The sequence below is a fragment of the Dyella tabacisoli genome (assembly GCF_003350925.1).
In the GTDB taxonomy this organism is placed as follows: domain Bacteria; phylum Pseudomonadota; class Gammaproteobacteria; order Xanthomonadales; family Rhodanobacteraceae; genus Dyella_C; species Dyella_C tabacisoli.
The window spans coordinates 238,431-260,214 of record NZ_KZ857176.1 but is presented as its reverse complement, the minus strand read 5'-3'; the positions used below and the strand labels follow the sequence as shown (position 1 = coordinate 260,214).

General features: G+C 61.7%; 20 protein-coding genes. 13 read left to right on the top strand and 7 right to left on the bottom strand.

Annotated elements, in window-relative coordinates; translation table 11 throughout:
• Positions 1–1,215: a beta-ketoacyl-[acyl-carrier-protein] synthase family protein gene (locus DVJ77_RS10940; RefSeq protein WP_114845541.1), complete on the top strand. Its 1,215-nt coding sequence runs from the start codon at positions 1–3 to the stop codon at positions 1,213–1,215.
• 48 nt (positions 1,216–1,263) lie between these two features.
• On the opposite strand, the gene DVJ77_RS10935 is transcribed toward DVJ77_RS10940, so the two are convergent.
• Positions 1,264–1,752, bottom strand: coding sequence for an NUDIX hydrolase (locus DVJ77_RS10935; RefSeq protein ID WP_114845724.1), 489 nt, complete (start codon positions 1,750–1,752; stop codon positions 1,264–1,266).
• 144 nt (positions 1,753–1,896) lie between these two features.
• On the opposite strand from DVJ77_RS10935, the gene DVJ77_RS10930 reads away from it, so the two are divergent.
• The 3 genes from DVJ77_RS10930 to DVJ77_RS10920 all read left to right on the top strand — a co-directional run bounded on the left by DVJ77_RS10930 (position 1,897) and on the right by DVJ77_RS10920 (position 5,692).
• The gene (locus tag DVJ77_RS10930; protein ID WP_114845723.1) at positions 1,897–2,649 is read left to right on the top strand and encodes a phosphodiester glycosidase family protein; all 753 of its coding nucleotides are present in this window, start codon (positions 1,897–1,899) and stop codon (positions 2,647–2,649) included.
• On the top strand, positions 2,646–5,075 hold the full coding sequence (locus DVJ77_RS10925; RefSeq protein ID WP_114845540.1) for a penicillin acylase family protein: 2,430 nt from the start codon (positions 2,646–2,648) through the stop codon (positions 5,073–5,075). Before DVJ77_RS10930 ends, DVJ77_RS10925 begins: the two co-directional genes overlap by 4 nt.
• A gap of 137 nt (positions 5,076–5,212) precedes the next feature.
• Entirely contained in the window at positions 5,213–5,692 is a 480-nt protein-coding gene (locus DVJ77_RS10920) for a DUF4019 domain-containing protein (protein WP_162791459.1), read from the top strand.
• A gap of 39 nt (positions 5,693–5,731) precedes the next feature.
• Here the strand turns inward: DVJ77_RS10920 and dapE are convergent, their stop codons facing one another.
• The 4 genes from dapE to dapD all read right to left on the bottom strand — a co-directional run bounded on the left by dapE (position 5,732) and on the right by dapD (position 9,459).
• A complete protein-coding gene (dapE, locus tag DVJ77_RS10915) occupies positions 5,732–6,862 on the bottom strand; it encodes a succinyl-diaminopimelate desuccinylase (RefSeq protein WP_114845538.1) in 1,131 nt (376 codons plus the stop codon).
• Positions 6,863–6,898: 36 nt separating this feature from the next.
• Positions 6,899–7,954 (bottom strand): VIT1/CCC1 transporter family protein, encoded by a 1,056-nt coding sequence (locus DVJ77_RS10910; protein ID WP_114845537.1) that lies wholly within the window; start codon positions 7,952–7,954, stop codon positions 6,899–6,901.
• Position 7,955: 1 nt separating this feature from the next.
• Complete coding sequence (locus DVJ77_RS10905) at positions 7,956–8,318, bottom strand: Spx/MgsR family RNA polymerase-binding regulatory protein (protein WP_114845536.1); 363 nt, start codon at positions 8,316–8,318, stop codon at positions 7,956–7,958.
• Between the two features lie 316 nt (positions 8,319–8,634).
• Positions 8,635–9,459, bottom strand: a complete 825-nt coding sequence (dapD, locus tag DVJ77_RS10895; RefSeq protein WP_114845534.1) for a 2,3,4,5-tetrahydropyridine-2,6-dicarboxylate N-succinyltransferase — start codon at positions 9,457–9,459, stop codon at positions 8,635–8,637.
• A gap of 200 nt (positions 9,460–9,659) precedes the next feature.
• Between dapD and DVJ77_RS10890 the strand changes: the two genes are divergently transcribed.
• Positions 9,660–10,823 (top strand): catalase family peroxidase, encoded by a 1,164-nt coding sequence (locus DVJ77_RS10890; protein ID WP_114845533.1) that lies wholly within the window; start codon positions 9,660–9,662, stop codon positions 10,821–10,823.
• Positions 10,820–11,377: a cytochrome b gene (locus DVJ77_RS10885; RefSeq protein WP_114845532.1), complete on the top strand. Its 558-nt coding sequence runs from the start codon at positions 10,820–10,822 to the stop codon at positions 11,375–11,377. Before DVJ77_RS10890 ends, DVJ77_RS10885 begins: the two co-directional genes overlap by 4 nt.
• Positions 11,378–11,409: 32 nt before the next feature.
• Here DVJ77_RS10885 and glnD read toward each other — a convergent pair whose 3' ends face one another.
• Positions 11,410–14,070, bottom strand: a complete 2,661-nt coding sequence (gene glnD / locus DVJ77_RS10880; protein ID WP_114845531.1) for a [protein-PII] uridylyltransferase — start codon at positions 14,068–14,070, stop codon at positions 11,410–11,412.
• 118 nt (positions 14,071–14,188) lie between these two features.
• The gene (map, locus tag DVJ77_RS10875) at positions 14,189–14,953 is read right to left on the bottom strand and encodes a type I methionyl aminopeptidase (RefSeq protein WP_114845530.1); all 765 of its coding nucleotides are present in this window, start codon (positions 14,951–14,953) and stop codon (positions 14,189–14,191) included.
• 355 nt (positions 14,954–15,308) lie between these two features.
• Between map and rpsB the strand changes: the two genes are divergently transcribed.
• From rpsB to DVJ77_RS10840, 7 genes are all read left to right on the top strand, one after another.
• Positions 15,309–16,199, top strand: coding sequence for a 30S ribosomal protein S2 (gene rpsB, locus DVJ77_RS10870; protein ID WP_114845529.1), 891 nt, complete (start codon positions 15,309–15,311; stop codon positions 16,197–16,199).
• A gap of 62 nt (positions 16,200–16,261) precedes the next feature.
• Positions 16,262–17,143: a translation elongation factor Ts gene (tsf, locus tag DVJ77_RS10865; protein WP_114845528.1), complete on the top strand. Its 882-nt coding sequence runs from the start codon at positions 16,262–16,264 to the stop codon at positions 17,141–17,143.
• Positions 17,144–17,389: 246 nt separating this feature from the next.
• Positions 17,390–18,112: a UMP kinase gene (pyrH, locus tag DVJ77_RS10860; protein ID WP_114845527.1), complete on the top strand. Its 723-nt coding sequence runs from the start codon at positions 17,390–17,392 to the stop codon at positions 18,110–18,112.
• A 143-nt stretch (positions 18,113–18,255) separates the two neighbouring features.
• Positions 18,256–18,813: a ribosome recycling factor gene (gene frr / locus DVJ77_RS10855; RefSeq protein ID WP_114845526.1), complete on the top strand. Its 558-nt coding sequence runs from the start codon at positions 18,256–18,258 to the stop codon at positions 18,811–18,813.
• A gap of 108 nt (positions 18,814–18,921) precedes the next feature.
• The gene (gene uppS, locus DVJ77_RS10850) at positions 18,922–19,665 is read left to right on the top strand and encodes a polyprenyl diphosphate synthase (protein WP_114845525.1); all 744 of its coding nucleotides are present in this window, start codon (positions 18,922–18,924) and stop codon (positions 19,663–19,665) included.
• 8 nt (positions 19,666–19,673) lie between these two features.
• Positions 19,674–20,489 (top strand): phosphatidate cytidylyltransferase, encoded by an 816-nt coding sequence (locus tag DVJ77_RS10845; RefSeq protein ID WP_114845524.1) that lies wholly within the window; start codon positions 19,674–19,676, stop codon positions 20,487–20,489.
• 23 nt (positions 20,490–20,512) lie between these two features.
• On the top strand, positions 20,513–21,751 hold the full coding sequence (locus DVJ77_RS10840; RefSeq protein WP_114845523.1) for a 1-deoxy-D-xylulose-5-phosphate reductoisomerase: 1,239 nt from the start codon (positions 20,513–20,515) through the stop codon (positions 21,749–21,751).
• The last annotated feature ends 33 nt before the right edge of the window (positions 21,752–21,784 follow it).

The window sequence follows — 21,784 nt, the reverse complement described above, 5'->3', positions numbered from 1 at the left end:
ATGCCTCGTATCGTGATTACCGGTGCGGGCGCGATCTGTGCGCTCGGCCACGATGTGCCCTCCATCTGGCAGGCGATGGTCGAAGGTCGCACGGGCATCGGCCCCATCCGCCGCATTGAGCGCAGCTTGCTGCGCAATGGCGGCATCGCGGCCGAAGTGAGCGACTTCGATCCTGCCCTTCATTTCGATTCGGCACGACTACCCCTGCTCGACCCGCTCAGCCAGTACGCGCTGGTTGCCGCGGGCGAGGCTATCGCGCAATCGGGAATCAGCTTTGAAGGTGAACGCGCGGCGCGCACCGCCATCGTGATCGGCACCGGCGCCGGCGGCGAAAGCACGCGCGACGAACAGTACGAGAGGCTTTACCGCGAGGGCGCCAATCGCCTGCATCCGCTGGGCATCGTGCGCATGATGACCAATGCGCCGGCCAGCCAGATCAGCATGGTCCACGGCATCACCGGCCCCGCGTTTTCCGTATCAAGTGCCTGCGCCTCGTCAAATCACGCGTTTGCACAAGCCGTGATGATGATCCGCTCCGGCCTGGTTGATACGGCCGTGGTGGGTGGCACCGAAGCCTGCATCACCCTGGGCTCGCTGCGGGTGTGGGAAGCCATGCGTGTGCTGGCGCCCGATACTTGCCGCCCGTTCAGTGCCGGCCGTCGCGGCATCGTGCTCGGCGAGGGCGCCGGCATGTACGTGCTAGAGACCCTGGAGCTTGCACAGCAGCGCGGCGCAACCATTCTGGCCGAACTGGCCGGATGCGGCATGAGCTCCGATGCCGGCGATATTGCCGCGCCATCCGAGCTGGGCGCCTCCGCAGCCATCAGCGCTGCGTTGCGCGATGCCGGCATGTCGCCATCGGAGGTGGACTACATCAACGCCCACGGCACTGGCACGATGGCCAACGACAGTACCGAAACACGGGCGATCCATCGTGTGTTCGGCGAACATGCCCACGCGCTGGCGATCTCTTCGACCAAACCCATGCACGGGCATGCACTGGGCGCCGCCGGAGCCTTGGAGTTGGTTGCCGTACTTGGAGCGCTGCGCGACGGCGTCGTGCCGCCGACGCTAGGCTATCTGGGGCCCGACCCGGCTTGCGATCTCGATTACGTACCCAACCAGGCGCGCGCCATGCCGGTGCATGCCGGGATCAGCAATTCGTTTGCGTTCGGCGGGCTCAATGCGGTGGTGGCGCTACGTCGCGCGCCATAGCCTTGCAGCGTCATCGCCCCGTCGGCTTTTTGCCCACGGGGCGGGTTTCTACAACCGGGTGTAGGCCCACGACTGCATGCGGCCATCGCGGTAGGGCATCACCCCATGAAAGGGGCGCGGGTCGCGATCGAATACCAGGGGCAGGAAATGGCGGTCCCCCTCCCACATCGGCAGTTCTTCAAGACGATCCAGCGCCACCCATTCCAGCGTCCCCTCGGCATTCTCTTGCAAGGGTTCGCCGTGAAATTCATCAATGACGAAGATAAAGCCCAGCCAGTCCTCGCCCTGCTTGCCGAAACCCGGCCAGTTAAGGGTGCCGCGCAGATGCATCGATACGCACTCGATGCCGGCTTCTTCGAAAATTTCGCGGCGCATACAGGCGGCGATGTCTTCGCCGGGCTCCATCTTGCCGCCCAGGCCGTTGTACTTGCCTAGATGCTGATCGTCCTGGCGGGCATTGCGATGAATCATCAACACCTGACTGCGATCCGGGGAAAGCACATAGCCAAGCGTGGCGACAATGGGGGTGTAAGGCATAAGGCGGACGTTATAGATGCGATGAACATGCAGAGGGTAGCCGATTCGCCTGGGCTTGCGCCGACTGCGCATGGCAGCGACCATCGGCAGATGCTTGCCGTCACCCTCCGCCAACCGCCCCGCCGCGCGCTGTATTTATCGGCGATGTTCAGCTTGCTCGCCAGCCTGACGGGTTGCTCGCAAACCGCACAGGCAGTGGATAGCAACGAGCTGGTGTTCGAGAGTCAGAGCTTTCGTGTCGTCAGCATTGCATTGGACCGCCAACCGCTAAGCCTGCATTGGAAAGATCCGGACAACGGCCAAGCCTACGGCGATATCGACAGTTTGCGGCAATGGGGCGAGGCACGCGGCAAACGGCTGCTTTTTGCCGCCAATGCCGGCATTTACGATCGTCAGTTTGCACCGCTGGGCTTGTACGTGGAGAACGGTAAAACGCTGGTGTCGTTGAACATGGCGCGCGGCAACCCCGCCTCCGGCAATTTTTCGCTGCTGCCCAACGGCGTGTTCGCGGTGTATCCCGATGGACACGCCGCGGTGCGCACCAGCAGTGACTTCAAGGCCGACGGCAAGCCCGCGCAATGGGCGACCCAGTCCGGCCCGATGCTGTTGATCGACGGGCAGATCAACAACCAATTCGTCGACGACTCGGCCAGTCTGAAATGGCGCAGCGGTGTCTGTGCCAAGACGCCGCACGAGGCAGTCTTTGCAGTAAGCGAGGCACCCGTGAATTTCCATACCTTCGCACGCTTGTTCCGCGATCAGATCGGCTGCCGCGACGCGCTGTATCTGGACGGCACCATTTCGCAGTTCTATGTCGACGGCGACGGCTATACCGGCGCCCCCACGTTTATGGTCAAACCTTACGCCGGCATCTTTGCCGTGTTTGCACAGCCATGAAGACGCCACGTCGCTTCCGCTGGCTTCGATTCACCTTGCTGACGCTACTGGTTGTCGTGCTTGGCGCCGGTGCCGGCGGCTGGCTTTTACTCGCCGGTAGTCGCGCCGCGCTGGAGGGGGAACGGCACTTGGCGGGTTTGCAAGACAGCGTCAGCATCAGCCGCGATACCTTGGGCACGGTCACCGTAGAGGGTAAAAGCCGCGATGACGTGAGCTTCGCACTCGGCTACGTGCATGCGCAGGAACGTTACTTCGCCATGGATCTGATGCGCCGCCTGCCCGCGGGCGAGTTGTCCGAATTGGTCGGCAAAGCCGCCGTGGAGGTCGACCTCAATCACCGCAGGCATCGCTTGCGCGCGGTCGTGAAGGCGGCTTATGCACAGTTATCGGCCGAGCAGAAATACCATCTCGATCGCTATCGCGATGGCGTCAACGCGGGGCTTGCCGATTTGCGCGTGCGTCCATGGGAATACCTGTTGCTCGGCGCCCGGCCGCAATCATGGCGTTCCGAAGACAGCCTTTTAGTGATCGCCGCGATGTATCTCGACCTCAATAGCGATGGCCGCGACGAGCAAGAGCTGCGTTACGCACAAATGCGCGCGGCGTTGCCTGGGCCACTGGTCGATGTTCTGCTTGCCCCCGACCCACAATGGGAGGCTCCGCTCAAGGGTGAGCTGTCACGGCAGCCGGTGATACCTTCCGCCGACATATGGGATCTGCGCCAGCAACCGCAAGCCAGTGTCCGCGATGTCGATGGCTTGGCCACCGCACTAGCCCCGGCACTGGAGGATGTCCGACTCGGCAGCAACAGTTTCGCCGTCGCCGGCAATCTCACCGAAAGCGGCGTGGCGATGCTTGCCAACGACATGCACTTAAGCCTGCGCGTCCCGAACATCTGGTTTCGCGCACGACTGCGCTACGCCGATCCAACGGCGCCGAACGGTCAACGCGACGCCAGCGGTGTCACCCTGCCCGGCACACCGGCGCTGGTAGTCGGCTCGAACGGGCAAGTCGCTTGGGGTTTTACCAACAGCTATGGCGATTGGCAGGACTGGGTGCGCGTACTGCGCGATCCGAATCAGCCGAACCGCTACAAAGTGCCGGAGGGCTGGGCGTCGATCGAAAGCCACGATGAGCCGATCCGCATCAAAGGCGAGCCGGCCCGATCACTCAAGGTCGAGGTCACCCGCTGGGGACCGATCATGGCCACCGATGCCGACGGCACACCATTGGCGCTGGCCTGGATCGGCGGCTTGCCGCGCGCCTATAACCTTGAGTTGATGCAGCTTGAACACACCGCCGATACACGCGCCGCACTGGATCTGGCCCCCAGCATGGGCATGCCTCCGCAGAACCTGCTGGTAGCCGACAGCGCCGGCCACATCGGTTGGACTGTGACCGGCAACAGCATGCCGCTGCGGGCAGGCTTCGATCCGCTACAACCAGCAGACTGGTCGCAGCCTGGCAGCGGCTGGACCGGTTGGGCGATGCCTTCGCAATACCCACGCATCGAAAACCCCGAAGACGGTCGTCTCTGGACGGCCAACAATCGCACCACCGATGGCGCCGACCTCAGCTTGCTCGGCAACGGCGGTTACGACCTCGGTGCGCGTGCGCAGCAAATTCGCGACGATCTACGCGCAGGCAACCGATTCACCCCCGGCAACCTGCTCGACATTCAACTCGACCACCGCGCTTTATGGCTCGATCGCTGGCAGCGCCTGTTACAAGACACGCTCGCCGGCAACAACGATCCCGAGCTGCAATCCTTACGCCAACTCACCGCGTCATGGCATAGCCTCGCCGCGGTGGACAGCGTCGATTACCGGCTGGTACGCGCCTTTCGCACGCAAGTACATGAAGCGGTGCTCGCGCCTTTCGTCGCGCGGGTACAGCAAGATCATCCCGATTTTCGCTGGCCGAGATCCAGCGGCCCGGAAGCGGCGGTATGGATGCTGCTGCACGAGCGGCCAGCCCATCTTCTCGATACACGCTACGCCAACTGGGACGAACTGCTGATCGCAGCCGCGCATCAGGTGGTGGAACAACTCGGCCAACAGCCCGGCGGCCTGGCTGCGCGCAACTGGGGCGAAATCAATCGCAGCGCCGTCAATCACCCGCTGGCGCGCGCCCTGCCCGGCCCCATCGCACGGCTGCTCAATATGCCCGACGAACCGGTGCCCGGCGATAACAACATGCCGCGAGTAGCCCAGCCCGGCGTCGGCGCATCAGAACGATTGGTGGTGATGCCGGGCCGCGAAGCGCAAGGCATCTTGCACATGCCTGGCGGCCAGAGCGACCATCCGCTATCGCCGTTCTATGGTGCCGGTCACGAGGATTGGGTCCACGGCCTGCCCACACCGCTACTACCCGGACCGACCCGATACACGTTGACGTTGTCACCCACAGCCAAGCCGGGGCGATGATCCAGACAAGCTCATGTCTTCGCGGCACGACAGCCATCGATGACCATAGCGAACAGCAACAAACCGAGTGAATCCACCGATGCATTCATTGGTAGATGAAGGACTCTAAGAGCCTTTTCTTCATGAGGACATTGCGCATGAAAAGCCATGCTCTGGCCATTCAACGGGTGATTCAAGCGTGCGCATTGACGCTTATCCTTGCCATGGGTGCCGGCAATGCTTCCGCTCAACAAAATATGTCGCTGGACAATGCCGTCGCCGTCGCCACCCACTGGGTCGCCCAGGCTGACGACAACCAGGCCGATACGATGTGGCAAAACAGCGGCCAACTCATGCGAAAAAGTGTGAGCAAGAATACCTGGAGCCACTACCTTGGCACGCAACGCAAGCAACTCGGCACGCTGCAAAGCCGCGACTGGCTGCAGCTTGCACGGGTAACCAATCCCGATAGCCTGCCCGCAGGCGAATATGTCAACGTGATTTTCACAGCGACATATGCGAACGCATCGATGCTCGAAACCGTATCGCTGGCACAGACATCCAATGGCTGGGTGCCAGTGGGTTATGTCATTCACCCCATACGAGCTGTCGCAGCACCGGCAAAACCGGTTAAATAAATATATCGATCATCGGCATGTGCCGCCACTGACCGACATTCAACTGAGCAAGCGCGCGCAAATAGCAAAATATAACGACGGCAGTTTCTCTAGATCCGCCACCGAAACGCACTCATCCACCTTGTGAATGGTTGCATTGACCGGACCCAATTCGACCACTTCGGCACCGAGCGGCGCGATAAAGCGGCCATCCGAAGTACCGCCGCCGGTACTCTGCTCTGGATCGATACCGCACAGTTCGCGGCAGACAGCCACGACCGCTTCACGTACTGCGCCACCCGGCGGCGTGCGAAACGGTTCGCCGGAAAGCTGCCAATCGATTTGCCAATCCAAACCATGTCGCGTCAACAGGGCTTCCGTACGCACGCGCAAATCGTCGGCACGACTGGCGGTGCCATAGCGAAAATTGAACAGCGCAGTGAGCGTGCCGGGAATGACATTGTTGGCGCCGGTACCGGCATTGAGATTGGAGATCTGAAACGAAGTCGGCGGAAAATCGTCGTTACCCTTGTCCCAAACCTCGGCAGCCAGTTCGGTCAACGCGGGAGCTACCGCATGAATGGGATTGCGCGCCTTTTCTGGATAAGCGACATGCCCTTGAACACCTCGCACAGTCAACGTGCCCGATAACGATCCACGTCGCCCCACCCGAATCAGATCGCCAAGCTTTTCCTTTGCCGACGGCTCACCGACGACACACCAATCGATCTGCTCGCCCGTCGCGCGAAAATGCTCGGCCACTTTGCGCACGCCATCGATGGCAACGCCTTCTTCGTCACTGGTCAGCAACAGGCCAACCCGGCCGCGATGATCGGGATGCGCGGTCACGAACTGCTCCAATGCAACCACCATGGCCGCCACGGAGCCCTTCATGTCGGCCGCACCTCGGCCATATAGAAGTCCATCGCGGACAACCGGCTCAAACGGATCGCTATGCCACGTCTCTGCCGGCCCCGTTGGAACCACGTCGGTATGACCAAGAAACATCAGCAAAGGGCCCGTCTTGCCATGAGTCGCCCATAGGTTGTCCACCTCGCCATAGCGCAGATGCTCGATCGAAAAACCTGCAGCGCCCAAGCGATCAGCCAAGAGCGTCAGGCAGCCGGCATCCTCTGGTGTAACCGAACGGCGGCGGATCAGTTCGGCGGTGAGGTCAAATACAGCAGACATGAAGCTTCCTTTGAAATCGATGACAGCAGCCCAGGCTCACCCGGCCAGCACCACACCCAATAAATGGCCGACGACGTAGGTGATCGATGCCGCCACCACGGTAATGGAAAGCTGGCGCGCGATCGAAAATCGCATGCTTCGTCCAGTGAACAACGAGGTACCAATGCCGACCAGCGCGAGCGCTGCAGACGTTGAGCAGATGCTGGCTACCAACGCCGTCGTGCCGCCCCAGAATAAATAAGGCGCCACGGGGAAAAACGCCCCTGCCGCAAACAAGCAGAACGACGAAGCCGCAGCCCGATAGGCCGAGCCGCCCAACTCCCCTGGATCGACGCCAAGATCCTCGCGCACCAGCGTATCGAGCGCGGCACGGGGCGTGGCTGCCAACTCTTTGGCTAACGCATCGGCGGCCTCGGCCTGCAGCCCTTTGTCGCGGTACAAGCTGGCAATGCGCTGCTCACCGTCTTCCGGCGACACTGCGAGCCGCTCTGCACGCGTGGCGATTTGCGCCTGATAGAACTCGCGTGAGCTGTTGACCGACAGCCACTCGCCCAGTGCCATCGAACAGGCACCGGCGACCAGGCCTGCCAGCCCGGCCAGCAGTACCGCTCGATCGCCGGAGGCAGCCCCCGCCATGCCCATCACCAGACTCACATTGGAGACCAGACCATCGTTGGCGCCGAGTACGGCTGCTCGCAAGGTATTGCCACTTTCGGCACGATGACGGCCACGCTGAAGCGGTGCCGGCGTGTCCAGAAAATGATCGCGATAACCCGCCTGATCCTCAACATCATCGGCATGCTCCAGCCGCACTACCGTAGGCATCACGAATTCGGTGCCGAAACGCTGTGCGAACCAGGCCAGCACACGTACGCGCGCGCCGGGATGGGATGGCGATACGGCGACGCCCAGCTCGCGCAACCGCCCTTCCCAGAAGGCCGCATTCGATTGCTCATTGGCAGCGATGCGTCGATAGGCCTGAGCCAATCGCGGATTTTTCGCCAATTCGGCCAGTCGCTCATACAAGGCCGCGTTATCGCGCTCAATGCGCAGATTGCTGCGAAAGCGCCGTGTCGTACGCTGGGGGTTCATTTCACTTACCGAACAACTTTTTGAACCCGTTATCGGTGAAGCCGACGCTAATCTCGCCATCGGGCTGCACCACGACCGGGCGACGGACCAGCGCCGGATATTCTTTCAATAGCAATGTCCATTCGGGGTCGCTGCCGGGGCTCTTGCGCTGCGGCAGCAAATTACGCCAGGTCGTACCGGATTTATTGACCAGCTTTTCCCAACCACCGAGTTGTTGCGCCCATGCTTTCAAGGTCGCTGCAGGCACCGGATTCGCGCGGTAATCGACAAACTCGTGCTCGACCTCAAAACGCTTGAGCCAGTTACGGGCTTTTTTGCAGGTGTCGCAATTGAGCAGGCCGTAGAGGGTGATGGCACTCGTCATCGGTGATCCTTTCAAATCGTCGGTCAATGGTGCGGGGAACGGGGAACGGGGAACGGGGAACGGGGAACGGGGAACGGGGAACGGGGAACGGGGAACGGGGAAAAGCCTAAAAAGCAGGAGCAAAAAAGCAAGAGCAAAAACAAGCAAAAATCAAAAAAGAACGCGGATCTGCCATATCCCTCCGAACTTCATGTTCCCCTTTCCCCGTTCCCTGTTCCCCGCCTAAAAAAGAACGCGGCATCGCAGCCACTACTCAAGCTGCATGTTCCCCGTTCCCTATTCCCCGTTCCCTGCTCTACCCCCCGTTCCCCAGCCCTTACTCCCCCCTCAGCAATTCGTTGATCCCCGTCTTGCTGCGGGTTCTCTCATCGACCTGCTTGACGATGATCGCCGCGTACAAGCTATGGCTGCCATCTTTCGCCGGCAGGCTGCCCGCCACCACCACGCTCCCTGCCGGCACGCGACCGTAGCTGACCTCGCCGGTAGCGCGGTTGTAGATGCGCGTGGACTGGCCCAGGAATACGCCCATGCCGATCACACTGCCTTTCTCTACGATGACGCCCTCGACCACTTCAGAGCGTGCGCCGATAAAGCAATTGTCTTCGATGATGGTTGGGTTGGCCTGCAGTGGTTCGAGCACACCACCGATACCGACACCGCCCGACAGATGCACGCCGGCGCCGATCTGTGCGCATGAACCCACCGTGGCCCAGGTGTCGACCATGGTGCCTGCGCCCACATAAGCGCCGATATTGACGTAGCTCGGCATCAGCACGGCATCTTTGGCGACATGTGCACCACGACGGACCAAGGCACCCGGTACGACGCGTGCACCAAGCGATTCAAGTTCGATTTCATTGCCATGAGCAAAGCGTAGCGGCACTTTGTCAAAGGCCAGCGCCGGGCCACCGTCAACGACGCGATTGCCGTTGATGCGGAAATACAGCAGCACCGCCTTCTTGATCCATTGATTGACCGTCCAGCCACCTTTGCCATCGGGTTCGGCAACCCTGCGCTCACCGCTTTCCAGCAAATCGATGACTTGCTCTACCGCAGAACGTAAATGCGTGTCGATCTCAACCTGAGTCAGGTCGTTGCGGCGCTCGAAGGCATCGTTGATTAGGGGTTCGATAGGCTGCATGGATGAACTCGCTAGGGCTAGGTAAGACGAATCGGCACAGTTTATCAGGCTGCGTCGCGATCTCCCGGCACCAGTCAAGGCGCATGACTGGATGTAACCGCAAGCGTCATGCGTGCGAAGCACTTGTCGATATCCAAGGAATCTACGGCCGATTGCCGCCGGGGTATCTCGACACGCTGCCAGCTCCAAAAGGATGAAACATGTCAGATCATTTGAATGCGCCGCTGGACCCCAGCACTCATTCCCCTAACGTGGCGCCACCTCAGAAAGATCCACAAACCCCTGAGCGCCAGAACAGACCCAAGCCTGGACAGATCGCAGCCCTCTCCCTGATCGGGTTAATACTTGCCGCCATCGCGGCCTCTTTTGCTTATGTGGCGGGCTGGCTCACGCCACAGCGCCTCACCGCATCGCGTTTTGTCGACGCCTTGCAGCTCAACAACGGCGGTATTTATGAAGGCTATCGGCGAGCGCACGCCAAGGGCGTGTGCTTTGTCGGCCATTTTGAAAGCAATGGTCAAGGCGTTGCACTGTCCAGCGCCTCGGTGTTCGCTGCCGGCAATACTCCCGTCATCGGTCGTTTCGCCACTGGCGCCGGCAACCCCCACACTCCAGACGGCGATGTACCGGTGCGCAGCATGGCGCTCAGCTATCAGCTCGCCGATGGACAAGTATGGCGCTCGGGCATGAATTCAGTGCCGTTTCAGATCATCGGCACCCCGGAAGCCTTCTACGAATTTGGCGTAGCGAACCGTCGCGACCCCAGCACCGGCAAACCAGACCTCGCCAAGCAACAAACCTTCGCTGCCACGCACCCCGAGCTCAAACGCTTCAGCGAAGCGATGGCGCACTGGCCGATCACCAATAGCTTTGCCAATAGCACGTTCAACGGCGTCAACACATTCCGCTTCATCGATGCGCAGGGCACAAGCCATAACGTGCGCTGGATAATGAAACCGCAGGCGCCGGTAGTCGCACTGGACAAGCAGGCACTTGACCGGCTTTCAGCGGATTTTCTGTCGATCGATCTGCATCAACGCCTGCAACAAGGGCCGCTGCGTTTCGATTTGATGGTGACCGAAGCTCAGCCAGGCGACCCCATCAACGATTCGAGCCGGCCATGGCCTGACGACCGGCCGACGACACATGTCGGCACACTGGTTGTCGAGCGCGATATAGCCCAGGCCGACGGCCCTTGCCGCGACATCAACTTCAATCCGCTGATCCTGCCCAAAGGCATCGAGCCCTCCGACGACCCGATTCTGGCAGCGCGTGGCTCGGTGTATTCGGAGTCGTTCAATCGCCGGCTTCGTGAAGAAGCCGCCGCACATATACCTCCCGCTGCTGCAGGAGGCCGGCCATGAGCGCGCCTGCCGAGCACTACACTGCGTTCACGCGGCTGCTGCACTGGCTGATGGCTGCCATGATTCTCGCGATGCTCTTCATCGGCGTCGGCATGGTTGCCAGCATCTCCAGCGCGCACGAGGTACTGATCGCGGTGCATCGTCCGTTGGGCATCGCAATCCTGCTGTTAGTGCTGATCCGCCTGGCCAATCGCTTAGCGCATCGCGCACCGCCACTGCCCAGCGACCTGCCGTTGTGGCAGCGGCTGATGGCCAAGGCGAGTCAGGTGCTGCTGTATGCGCTGATGTTGGCCATGCCGTTGATCGGCTGGTCCATGCTGTCGGCAGGCAATTATCCGATCGTTATGTTCGGTGCGGTGCATTTGCCGGCGATTGCTCCAGCCAGCCCGGCGCTGTATGCCTTTTTGCGACAGGCACACACTTATTTGGCCTTTGTGTTGTTCGCGGTGTTTCTGCTGCATCTGGCCGGGGCGTTGTTTCATGGCCTGATCCGCCGCGATGGCGTGCTTGCAAGTATGGTGCACGGCCCCGGCCGCAAAGAAGACAAACACTGATGTCATTGCGGCAGCAGGCGGGATTCAGTTCATCATGCCGATGGCCGCAATCTTTGCAGGAGCGCGTGCAGCAGGCGCTCCTGCAAAACCGGGCGCAATGGTGCGTCATGACGATCGGTAACCAGGAAAAAATCTTCAGCCCGCTCGCCGAAAGTAGCAATTCGCGCATCGTGCACGCGGACGCCGGCCTCCGCCATCGCTTGCGCTACCGCAGCGAGCAAGCCAGGCCGATCGGTGCAGACCAAGGCGAGCCGGGTGCGATCGCCGGCTGCGCTGAAGGCGATCCTCGGCGCCATCTGAAAGTGCTTCAAATGCCGCGACACGTTGCGCTTGGTCAGTTGATGCACGTGGGCGGGCTGGGCCAATGCTCGATGCAACCGCTGCTTCAGCTCCTCGGCATGGGTCGGGCTGGCCGGTTGCTGGCTGTCCGATTCCAGCAATAGAAAAGTATCCAGCGCCATGCCGTTGCGCGAATTGAGAATGCGCGCCTCCATGACGGAGAAATGCAGCCGGTCGAGCATCGCGGTAACCGCGGCGAACAGGCCATCGCGGTCGGGTACATAGACAAACAACTCGGTAGTGCCGCGCACCGACAGGGGATGTACCTCGACCAGCGGCGTAGCGCCCTGCGCACGCACAATGGCCGAGGTCTGCCACGCGATCTGCTCGGGCCGGTGCCGCAGAAAGCTCGATTCGGGAAAATCAGTCCATACACGCAAACATGCGGCGGGGGCGATGCCCTCGGCCTCAAGCAGCAGCAGCGCCTGCGCGCGACATTCGCGCACGCGTGTCGGCGCATCGCTAGGCAGATCCTCCTCGCTGCGCAAGGCATAGCGAGTAGCCGTATAGAGGTCCGCCAGCAAACGGTCTTTCCAGGCATTCCACAGCTTTGGGCTGGTGCCGATGATGTCGGCTATCGTCAGTAAATAGAGCAGATCGAGCCGCGCGCCATCACCCACCGTCTCAGCAAAGCGCTGCACGACCTCTGGATCGGTAATGTCCTGGCGCTGGGCGGTGGTGCTCATCAGCAAATGCCAGCGCACCAGCCAGGTCACTTGCTCGATGTCTTCGGTGGGCAGGCCCAGACGCGTACAGAACGCGCGTGCGTCTTCCTCGCCCAAGACCGAATGATCGCCGCCGCGCCCCTTGGCAATGTCATGAAACAGCGCCGCGAGCAGGAGCAGTTCGGGTTTCTCCAGGGTGGGCCAGATCTCGCAGGCGATCGGAAAATCCTGCCGCGCCGCCGGCGTGGCGAAACGGGCCACGTTGTGCAATACGCGCAAGGTGTGTTCGTCCACCGTGTAGACATGAAACAGGTCGTATTGCATGCGGCCGAACACTTTGCCGAACGCCGGCAAAATCGCCGCCAGCAAGCCATGGCGATTCATTCGCCACAAGGCCTCTTCCGCGGGCGCGCCAAGGCGCAGCAAACGCAGAAAAGCAGCAAGCGCCAGCGGGTCGTCAGCCAACGCGTTATCGAGCAACGCAGTGGCTTGATGCATGCGCCGCATGGTGTCGGCGGTAAAACCGACGATGCCAGGCTCGCCCAGACGCAAGATAAACAGCTCGACCAAGGCGGCAGGCCGACGCACGAACAGGTCAGGGTCGCGGATCGCCAGGCGCGTGCCGTAGCGTACGAAATCATCGCCCACCGGCTGCGGCTCGCTGGGCGGCTCAAGCATTTCCACGAAACGCTCGGCGATTTGCACACCTAACCGCTCGACCTGACTGGCGGCGCGGTAATAGCCCTGCATAAACTGCTCGACGCCGAGATTTTTCTCGTGTTCGTCTTCAAAGCCCAACCGCACGGCCAAGGCGCGCTGATAGTCGAATAATAAACGCTCCTCAGCCCGACCCGCCTCCAGATGCAGCGCAAAGCGATAACGCCACAGCGTACGCTCGGCTTGCTCCAACATGATTTGTTCAGCCGGATCGAGCAGCCCTTCGACCACCATGCCACTTAAATCGTTGCCGCGATGGTTCGCATGCGCTACCCGGCGACCTAGCCAGCGCAGCGCATCGAGCGTGCGCAAACCACCGGGGCCGTCCTTGAGATTGGGCTCCAGGTTGTAAGCGGTGTCGTTATAGCGTGCATGGCGCGTATTGCGCTCGGCCAACCGTGCGGCCAGATACTCGCGCGGCGGCCACAGCGCCGGATCATCGACGATGGCGCGCAAACGATCGTCCAAAACCGGATCACCCACCAGGCGACGCGCATCGAGCAGACTGGTAAATACGCTGACATCCTGCGCCGCCAGGGCACGGCATTGCACAGGGTCGCGCACGGCATGACCGACTTTCAGGCCCACATCCCACAGGGTGGCGAAGCATTGCTCCAGCGCACGCAATCGAGCCGGCTCGGCGTGTTCAACCAGCGCCAGCAGATCCACGTCCGAATGCGGAAACAACAACCCTCGACCGAAACCGCCGACTGCAAACAACGCCGCCTCATTCACCTCGCCGAGACAAGCCGTCCATACGTGCACCACGATGCGCTGCACCGATTCGCTGCGACGCTGCGCCAGTGCACTGGCATCCACGCCGTCGCGAAAAGCGGTAGCCAAGGCGCGATCCACATCGCCCAGCAGTTGGCGCAATGCACGCCGTGCATCACTGGACACGCCCGATCGCGGCACTACCGTCGGCAAGCGCGGCAAGGGCGGTAAAGCGATAGCTGCGGGCGACGTGGTCATGGTTTGCAGTCAACTCCCCTTGGGCTCAATCCCCTTGGACTCAAAGGGAGATCAGAAGAGGACGCTGGCGACAAAGCGTCACTCCTCTTTCGCTCGCGCTGGCAAACAGCGGGGGGACTCAGGCATCCGGCCAGGGCGTGAGAATCTCGAAACCGTCGTCAGTAACGGCAATGGTGTGCTCCCATTGCGCCGACAACGAGTGATCTTTGGTAACCACGGTCCAGCCGTCGGGCAACTGCTTGGTTTGCGGCTTGCCTGCGTTGACCATCGGCTCCACCGTAAAGGTCATGCCCTTCTTCAATTCGAGGCCGGTGCCGGATTTGCCGTAGTGCAGAACCTGCGGCTCATCGTGATAGACCTTGCCGATGCCATGGCCGCAATACTCGCGCACCACCGTGAAGCCAGCCGCCTCGGCGTGCTTCTGGATCGCCGCACCAATATCGCCCAGCGTGGCGCCAGGGCGCACCGCCCCGATGCCATGCATCATGGCCTCGTAGGTGGTCTCGACCAGGCGCTTGGCCAGCACCGACGGCGTACCGACGAAATACATGCGACTGGTATCGCCATGCCAACCGTCTTTAATGACGGTGACGTCGAGATTGATGATGTCGCCGTCCTTGAGCACCTTGCCCGGGCTGGGGATGCCATGGCAAATCACATGGTTGACCGAGGTGCACAAGGTCTTGGGAAAGCCGTTGTAGCCCACGTTGGCCGGAATCGCCTTTTGCACGTTGACGATGTGCTCATAGGCGAGGCGGTCCAGCTCTTCGGTGGTCACGCCAGGCTTCACATGATCTTTCAACATGGCAAGCACTTCGGCGGCCAACCGGCCGGCGGCGCGCATACCTTCGATGTCTTCGGGGGATTTCAGAGTAACTGCCATAAATTCCGCTCAGTGGCGGCGTGTGTGCCGGGAATCCTGACCTGACCCCGGCAACTTGCCGCTATACCGGTATACCGGCTACAATTTCGGAGTTTTGCTGACCCTTGAGAGCTGTTTTCGTAGTCTCCAAAGGGTCATGCAAAGCGAACGGCGATTGTAACCGCGCTGCGGCATGATCGCCTAAGTCCTTGTTTATGAAACAAACCAAGGCACTCAACGCCACACACGTATCGGCACCGTCTTCGGGGTGCCGCGACCTGCCCACCACTTAACCGGGCAGCCGCGGTCGAAACCGGGGATACGTGGAGGTCCCAACCCCCGGATCTGTAAAAAGATCCACCGCAGGAGCAACACCATGACTCAAGTCACCATGCGCCAAATGCTTGAAGCCGGCGTGCATTTCGGTCACCAGACCCGTTACTGGAACCCGAAAATGGCCCCGTATATCTTCGGTGCGCGCGGCAAGATCCACATCATCAATCTCGAAAAAACCCTGCCGCTGTTCACCGACGCGATGAATTTCCTGTCGGGCCTGGCGCAGAAGCGCGGCACCGTGCTGTTCGTCGGCACCAAGCGCTCCGCCCGTGAGCCGTTGGCCGAGGAAGCCGCACGCGCCGGCATGCCTTTCGTCACCTCGCGCTGGCTCGGCGGCATGCTGACCAACTTCCGCACCGTCAAACAGTCGGTTGCCCGCCTGAAAGAGCTGGAAGCCGCTGAAACCGACGGCAGCTTCGACAAGCTGGTCAAGCACGAAGTGCTGGCCCGTCGCCGCGAGCGCGAGAAGCTGCACAACTCGCTCGGCGGCATCAAGGACATGAATCGCCTGCCAGACGCGCTGTTCGTGATCGATATCGGCCACGAAGACATCGCCGTGCAGGAAGCCAAGAAGCTCGGCATCCCGGTGATTGCCGTCGTCGACACCAACTACAACCCGGAACTGGTCGATTACGCCATCCCGGGCAATGACGACGCTATCCGCGCGATCCAGCTATACGCCCGCGCCGCTGCCGACTCGATCCTGGAAGGCAAGGCTGCCGCACCGGCCGCAGCCCAGGGCGACGCCAACGAATTCGTCGAACTGGACGAGGAAGGCAACCCGGTCGCCAAGGACGAGCGCAAGCCCGCTCCGCGCCGTGGACCACCGCCGGCCAAGAAGGGCGCTGGCGCCCCGCGCCGTGACGGCCCTGGCGGCGGTCGTGGTCGCGGTGGCCGTCCGGGCGACGCACCGTCGTCGGACGCCGAGTAAGCCTTTCCCGCTGCCGTGGCGGCAACCCCGCCACGGCACACAAAGCCTCCGAGGAATACTGAATGAGCACTATTTCCGCACAACTGGTCAAGGAACTGCGCGAGCGGTCCGGCGCCGGCATGATGGAATGCAAGAAAGCGCTGGTCGAGAACAATGGCGATATCGAAATCGCCATGGAATGGCTGCGCAAGTCGGGCCTGGCCAAGGCAGACAAGAAGGCTGACCGCGTCGCCGCCGAAGGCCGCATCGTCACCGCCCAGAGCGCCGGCAAGGCCGTGCTGGTCGAAGTGAACTGCGAGACCGACTTCGTCGCCAAGGATTCCAACTTCCTGACCTATAGTGACAATGTCGCCGTAGTCGCACTGAACTCCGGCGCAGCCGACGTCAGCGCACTGAAAGCCGCCGCCTACACCACCGGCGGCACCGTGGAAGATGCCGCCAAGGCCCTGATCGCCACCATCGGCGAAAAGATCGAAGTGCGCCGCATGGCTCGCGTCGAGAACACCGGCACCATCGGCAGCTACATCCACGGCGGCCGCATTGGCGTGCTGGTTGCGCTCAAGGGCGGCTCGGAAGAGCTGGCCAAGGGTATTGCCATGCACGTGGCCGCGATGAACCCGGCTCACGTCCGTGCCGAGGACGTCCCGGCCGAGTTCCTGGCGAAAGAGAAAGAGATCGCGCTGAGCCAGATGACCGACAAGGACAAGGCCAAGCCGGCCGAAATCCTCGAGAAAATCATCGCCGGCAAGATCAACAAGATCGTTTCCGAAGTGACCCTGCTCGGCCAGCCCTACGTGCTTGACACCAATGTCACCGTGGCTGAAGCGCTGAAGAAAGAAGGCGCGGATGTGTTGTCGGTGGCCCGTCTGGCCGTCGGCGAAGGCGTCGAGAAAGTCGAAGAAGATTTTGCTGCAGAAGTTATGAAACAGGCCGGCCTGGCTTAAGCCAGCCGTGCAGGTTCGATTAAAAAGCCGCGGCGCGAGCCGCGGCTTTTTTCATGCCCCCCCCCCTAAAAGTAAGCACCGTGATGCCGATGCCCGGTATCGCGACGCTGCCGTGCAAGCCGCCGGCGGGAGCTTAAAGTGTCGTGCCACCCGTCTGACACCTGTACGTCATCAAATCGAAACTCCCCGCAATCCATGACAGTCGCTACAATGCGCCTGTTTTGCCCCACACAATCCGGAGCCCCAATGAGCAACCAGCCCTTGTATCGCCGTATCCTGCTCAAGCTCTCCGGTGAAGCCCTGATGGGCGAGGCCGACTACGGCATCGACCCGAAGGTGATCGGCCGCCTCGCCGACGAAATCATCGAAGTACAAAATGCCGGCGTGCAGATCGGCGTCGTTATCGGCGGCGGCAATATTTTCCGCGGCGCCGGCCTTGCCGCAGCAGGCATGGATCGCGTTACCGGCGACCATATGGGCATGCTGGCCACGGTCATGAATGCATTGGCCATGCAAGACGCGATCGAGAAACGCGGCGGCTTCGCCCGCGTGATGAGCGCCATCCAGATCCATGATGTGGCCGAAGACTACATTCGCCGCCGCGCGATCCGTCATATCGAAAAAGGCCGCATCGCGCTGTTTGCCGCGGGCACCGGCAATCCGTTCTTCACCACCGATTCCGCCGCCGCCCTGCGCGCCGTCGAGCTAGGCGCCGACTTGCTGTTGAAAGCGACCAAGGTCGACGGCGTATATACCGCCGACCCGGCCCATCACAGCGATGCCACCCGCTACGAACGCCTCACCTACGATCAGGTGATCGAGCGCAAGCTGGCGGTGATGGATACCGCGGCCATCGCGCTATGCCGCGACCACGGCATGCTCATGCGCATCTACGACATGACGGTGCCGGGCAACCTGATGCGCATCATGCACGGCGAAGCGGTCGGCACCGTGGTCGACGCGCACTAATCGGAGAACGGGGAACGGGGAACATTGCTGCCCCGCTGCCGGTTTGGCGACTGGCAATCCCCGTCACTTCACACCGCCGAGCCCTGCCCGCGCTGCCACCCCCTGCTATACTCACCGGCTCGCACGTTTATCGAGTGACATTCATGCTCAACGACATCAAGAACGATGCCCAGACCCGCATGGGTAAGAGTATCGACTCGCTAAAGCACGTTCTGACTCGCCTGCGCACCGGCCGTGCCAGCACGGCGTTGCTGGACGGTATCAAGGTGCCTTACTACGGTTCGGATATGCCCTTGAACCAAGTGGCCTCGGTCAATCTTGGCGACTCGCGCTCGATCATCATCACGCCCTTTGAAAAGAGCATGGTCGGGCCGATCGAAAAAGCCTTGATGGCCTCCGACATCGGCATCACGCCGAACACCGCCGGCCTCGTGATTCGCCTGAATATGCCGCCGCTCACCGAAGAGCGCCGCAGAGAGCTGGCCAAGCACGTGTCCCACGAAGGCGAAGAAGCCAAGATCGCCATTCGTAACGTGCGCCGCGACGCCCTGCAGCAGGTCAAAGACTTGCTCAAGGAAAAGCTGATTACCGAAGACGAAGAGCGCCGCGCCGACGACGACGTCCAGAAACTCACCGACCGCTTCGTCAAAGAAGTGGACTCCGTCGTCAAGGCGAAGGAAGACGAGTTGATGGCCGTTTAAACGGCGCTTGTTCAAGCGGCAGCTATTTAACCGCTACCCTCGCTCCCCTCCGGGGAGCGAGCTGAAGAGAGGGGCCTATCTTGCCTCGACCCACATACGGTCAAATCCATGTCCCCTCAACCTTCCACGCCGCCTCGCCATATTGCCATCGTGATGGACGGCAATGGCCGCTGGGCCAAAGCCCGTCATCGGCCACGCAGCTTTGGCCATAATGCCGGCCGTAAAGCCGTGCGCGAGGTGGTCGAAGGCTGTCTGCGCCAAGGCGTAGAGACGCTGACCTTGTTCGCCTTCTCCAGCGAAAACTGGCAGCGACCGCAGGATGAAGTCGGCGCCTTGATGACGTTGTTCATGCACGCGCTGGACAAAGAAGTCGATGAGCTACATGACCAGGGCGCGCGCCTGCGCTTTGTCGGCGATCTCGGCGCGTTCGATACGCCATTGCACAAGCGCATGGTCGCCGCGATGACGCGTACCGTCGGCAACGACAAGCTGCATCTCAACATCGCGGTGAACTACGGCGGCCGCTGGGATATCGTGCAAGCCGCGCGTAAAGCCGCCGAGGCGGTCGTCCTTGGTCAATTGCGCGTAGAGGACATCAATGAGCAGCAACTAGACCACGGCATGTGCCTGGCCGAACTGCCGCCGCTAGACTTGTTCATCCGCACCGGCGGCGAATGCCGCGTCAGTAATTTTCTGCTGTGGCAGCTCGCCTACGCCGAACTGTATTTCACCGAAACCTTGTGGCCGGACTTTGACCAGGCCAGCCTGCAACTCGCTATTGAAGATTACGCCCGCCGCGAACGCCGCTACGGGCGCGTCAGTGAACAGGCCGCTCGCCCCGGGCTGACTTAAGGAATCGCATGCTGCTTCAGCGCACCCTCACCGCCCTAACGCTCGCCCCGCTCGCGATCTTGCTGATCCTGTGGCCGCCCACCTGGGTCTTTGCGCCGATTGTCGCCGCTATCTTCCTGGTCGCTGTATGGGAATGGACACGCCTGTCCGGCCTGCAGCAGACGGCTGCACGCGTTGCCCTGCTGGCCTTGGCCACCGTGCTCTTCGGGCTGACCTGGCGGCTGCAAAACACCGCGTTAAGCCCTCTTATGCTGGCCATCGGCGTGGCTTGGTGGCTGCTGGTATGCCTGTGGTTGCGGCACTTCGCCTTTGGCGCCGCCCCCACCCGTGAAAATCTACAGCTCAAACTGCTTGCCGGTGCCTTCGTCGTCTTCCCTGCCTGGATCGCAGCACTGGCCCTGCACGGTGGTGCACAAGGCCACTGGTGGACCTTTCTGGCCATGCTGATTATTTGCGCGGCCGATATCGGCGCCTATTTCAGCGGGCGCTTTTTCGGCCGGCGCAAACTGGCGCCCACCATCAGCCCCGGCAAAACCTGGGCCGGCGTCTACGGCGCCTTCGTGGCCGGTGCCTTGGTGGCAGTCATCGGCGGCTGGTTACTGGGCGTGCGCGGCGGGCCGTTGTTCGGCCTCGTATTGCTGTCAGTGGTCACCGTCATCGCTTCGGTCGTGGGCGATCTGCTGGAGAGCCTGATGAAACGCCATGCCGCCGTAAAAGATTCCGGCAACCTGTTCCCCGGTCATGGCGGCCTGCTCGATCGGATGGATAGCGTATTTGCCGCCCTGCCCATCTTCGCCGCCGGCAAGCTGCTGCTCGGTTTATGAACACTGGCTCGATCCCTACAGGCATGCCTCAGAAAGTCGCCATTCTCGGCGCTACCGGCTCCATCGGCGGCAGCACTCTCGACGTGATCGCGCGCCATCCGCAGCGCTTCCACGCCAGCGTACTGACGGCGCATCGCAACGTCGACGCACTCGTGGCGTTATGCGCCGTGCATCGGCCAGAACTGGCAGTGATCGCCGACCCGGCGCTTGAGCCACTGCTGGCACAGCGCCTGCGGGCCGCCGGCGTGGCCTGCGACATAGCCAGCGGTCATGCAGCCATCACTGCCGCGGCCGCCAGCACCTTATGCGACACCGTGGTTGCCGCCATCGTCGGCGCGGCCGGTCTCGACTCCACCTTGGCTGCCGCGCGTGCCGGCAAGCGCCTGCTGCTGGCGAACAAAGAGTCGGTGGTCATGGCGGGCACCCTGCTGCTGGAGGCGTTGGCCGAAGGAGGTGGCGAGCTGATTCCGGTGGATTCGGAGCACAACGCGATCTTCCAGTGCCTGCCCGGCGGCCGCTCCACGCCTCATAACAACCAGCCTCATAACAACCGGCTTCATAACGGCGGACCTCATAACGGCAGCCTGCGGGCCAACGGTGTGCGGCGACTGATTCTCACCGCCTCCGGCGGCCCGTTTCGTGGCCGTACCCGAGCCGAATTGGCCGGCATTACCCCGGATCAGGCCTGCAAACACCCCAATTGGACCATGGGCCGGAAGATTTCGGTCGATTCGGCCACCTTGATGAACAAGGGGCTGGAGGTGATCGAGGCGCACCATCTGTTTGGCGCCCCGGTCGATGTCATAGAAGTACTGGTACATCCACAAAGCCTGGTGCATTCGCTGGTCGAATACGTCGATGGCTCGGTGCTGGCGCAGCTTGGCAACCCGGATATGCGTACCGCCATTGCCCATGCACTGGCCTGGCCAGACCGCATCGAGGCCGGGGTAGCCCCACTCGATCTGGCCGCTTGCGCGCCGCTGGCATTCGGACCGCCTGATTTGCTGACCTTCCGCTGTCTCGCCCTGGCGTTTCAGGCGCTGCGCGCCGGTGGCGATGCCACGGCCATCCTCAACGCCGCTAATGAGGTCGCGGTAGAAGCCTTTCTTGCCGGCGGCCTGCCCTTCCTGTCTATCGCCGATGTCGTCGAGAGCGTACTTACGGAACTGCCGCCGCAAGCTGTGGTCGATGTGCAGACCCTAGTTGAGCGCGACCGGTTGGCCCGTGAGGCCGCCCGGCAGGTTCTCTGTAACGCTTGCTGATAAGCTTGGACATTCCATTGACGCGCCCCGAAC

Bases quoted from the DNA above. Each gene is read 5' to 3' on its own strand.
- DVJ77_RS10940 (WP_114845541.1), top strand. From the start codon at position 1: ATGCCTCGTATCGTGATTACCGGTGCGGGCGCGATCTGTGCGCTCGGC.
- DVJ77_RS10935 (WP_114845724.1), bottom strand. From the start codon at position 1,752: ATGCCTTACACCCCCATTGTCGCCACGCTTGGCTATGTGCTTTCCCCG.
- DVJ77_RS10930 (WP_114845723.1), top strand. From the start codon at position 1,897: ATGTTCAGCTTGCTCGCCAGCCTGACGGGTTGCTCGCAAACCGCACAG.
- DVJ77_RS10925 (WP_114845540.1), top strand. From the start codon at position 2,646: ATGAAGACGCCACGTCGCTTCCGCTGGCTTCGATTCACCTTGCTGACG.
- DVJ77_RS10920 (WP_162791459.1), top strand. From the start codon at position 5,213: ATGAAAAGCCATGCTCTGGCCATTCAACGGGTGATTCAAGCGTGCGCA.
- dapE (WP_114845538.1), bottom strand. From the start codon at position 6,862: ATGTCTGCTGTATTTGACCTCACCGCCGAACTGATCCGCCGCCGTTCG.
- DVJ77_RS10910 (WP_114845537.1), bottom strand. From the start codon at position 7,954: ATGAACCCCCAGCGTACGACACGGCGCTTTCGCAGCAATCTGCGCATT.
- DVJ77_RS10905 (WP_114845536.1), bottom strand. From the start codon at position 8,318: ATGACGAGTGCCATCACCCTCTACGGCCTGCTCAATTGCGACACCTGC.
- dapD (WP_114845534.1), bottom strand. From the start codon at position 9,459: ATGCAGCCTATCGAACCCCTAATCAACGATGCCTTCGAGCGCCGCAAC.
- DVJ77_RS10890 (WP_114845533.1), top strand. From the start codon at position 9,660: ATGTCAGATCATTTGAATGCGCCGCTGGACCCCAGCACTCATTCCCCT.
- DVJ77_RS10885 (WP_114845532.1), top strand. From the start codon at position 10,820: ATGAGCGCGCCTGCCGAGCACTACACTGCGTTCACGCGGCTGCTGCAC.
- glnD (WP_114845531.1), bottom strand. From the start codon at position 14,070: ATGACCACGTCGCCCGCAGCTATCGCTTTACCGCCCTTGCCGCGCTTG.
- map (WP_114845530.1), bottom strand. From the start codon at position 14,953: ATGGCAGTTACTCTGAAATCCCCCGAAGACATCGAAGGTATGCGCGCC.
- rpsB (WP_114845529.1), top strand. From the start codon at position 15,309: ATGACTCAAGTCACCATGCGCCAAATGCTTGAAGCCGGCGTGCATTTC.
- tsf (WP_114845528.1), top strand. From the start codon at position 16,262: ATGAGCACTATTTCCGCACAACTGGTCAAGGAACTGCGCGAGCGGTCC.
- pyrH (WP_114845527.1), top strand. From the start codon at position 17,390: ATGAGCAACCAGCCCTTGTATCGCCGTATCCTGCTCAAGCTCTCCGGT.
- frr (WP_114845526.1), top strand. From the start codon at position 18,256: ATGCTCAACGACATCAAGAACGATGCCCAGACCCGCATGGGTAAGAGT.
- uppS (WP_114845525.1), top strand. From the start codon at position 18,922: ATGTCCCCTCAACCTTCCACGCCGCCTCGCCATATTGCCATCGTGATG.
- DVJ77_RS10845 (WP_114845524.1), top strand. From the start codon at position 19,674: ATGCTGCTTCAGCGCACCCTCACCGCCCTAACGCTCGCCCCGCTCGCG.
- DVJ77_RS10840 (WP_114845523.1), top strand. From the start codon at position 20,513: ATGCCTCAGAAAGTCGCCATTCTCGGCGCTACCGGCTCCATCGGCGGC.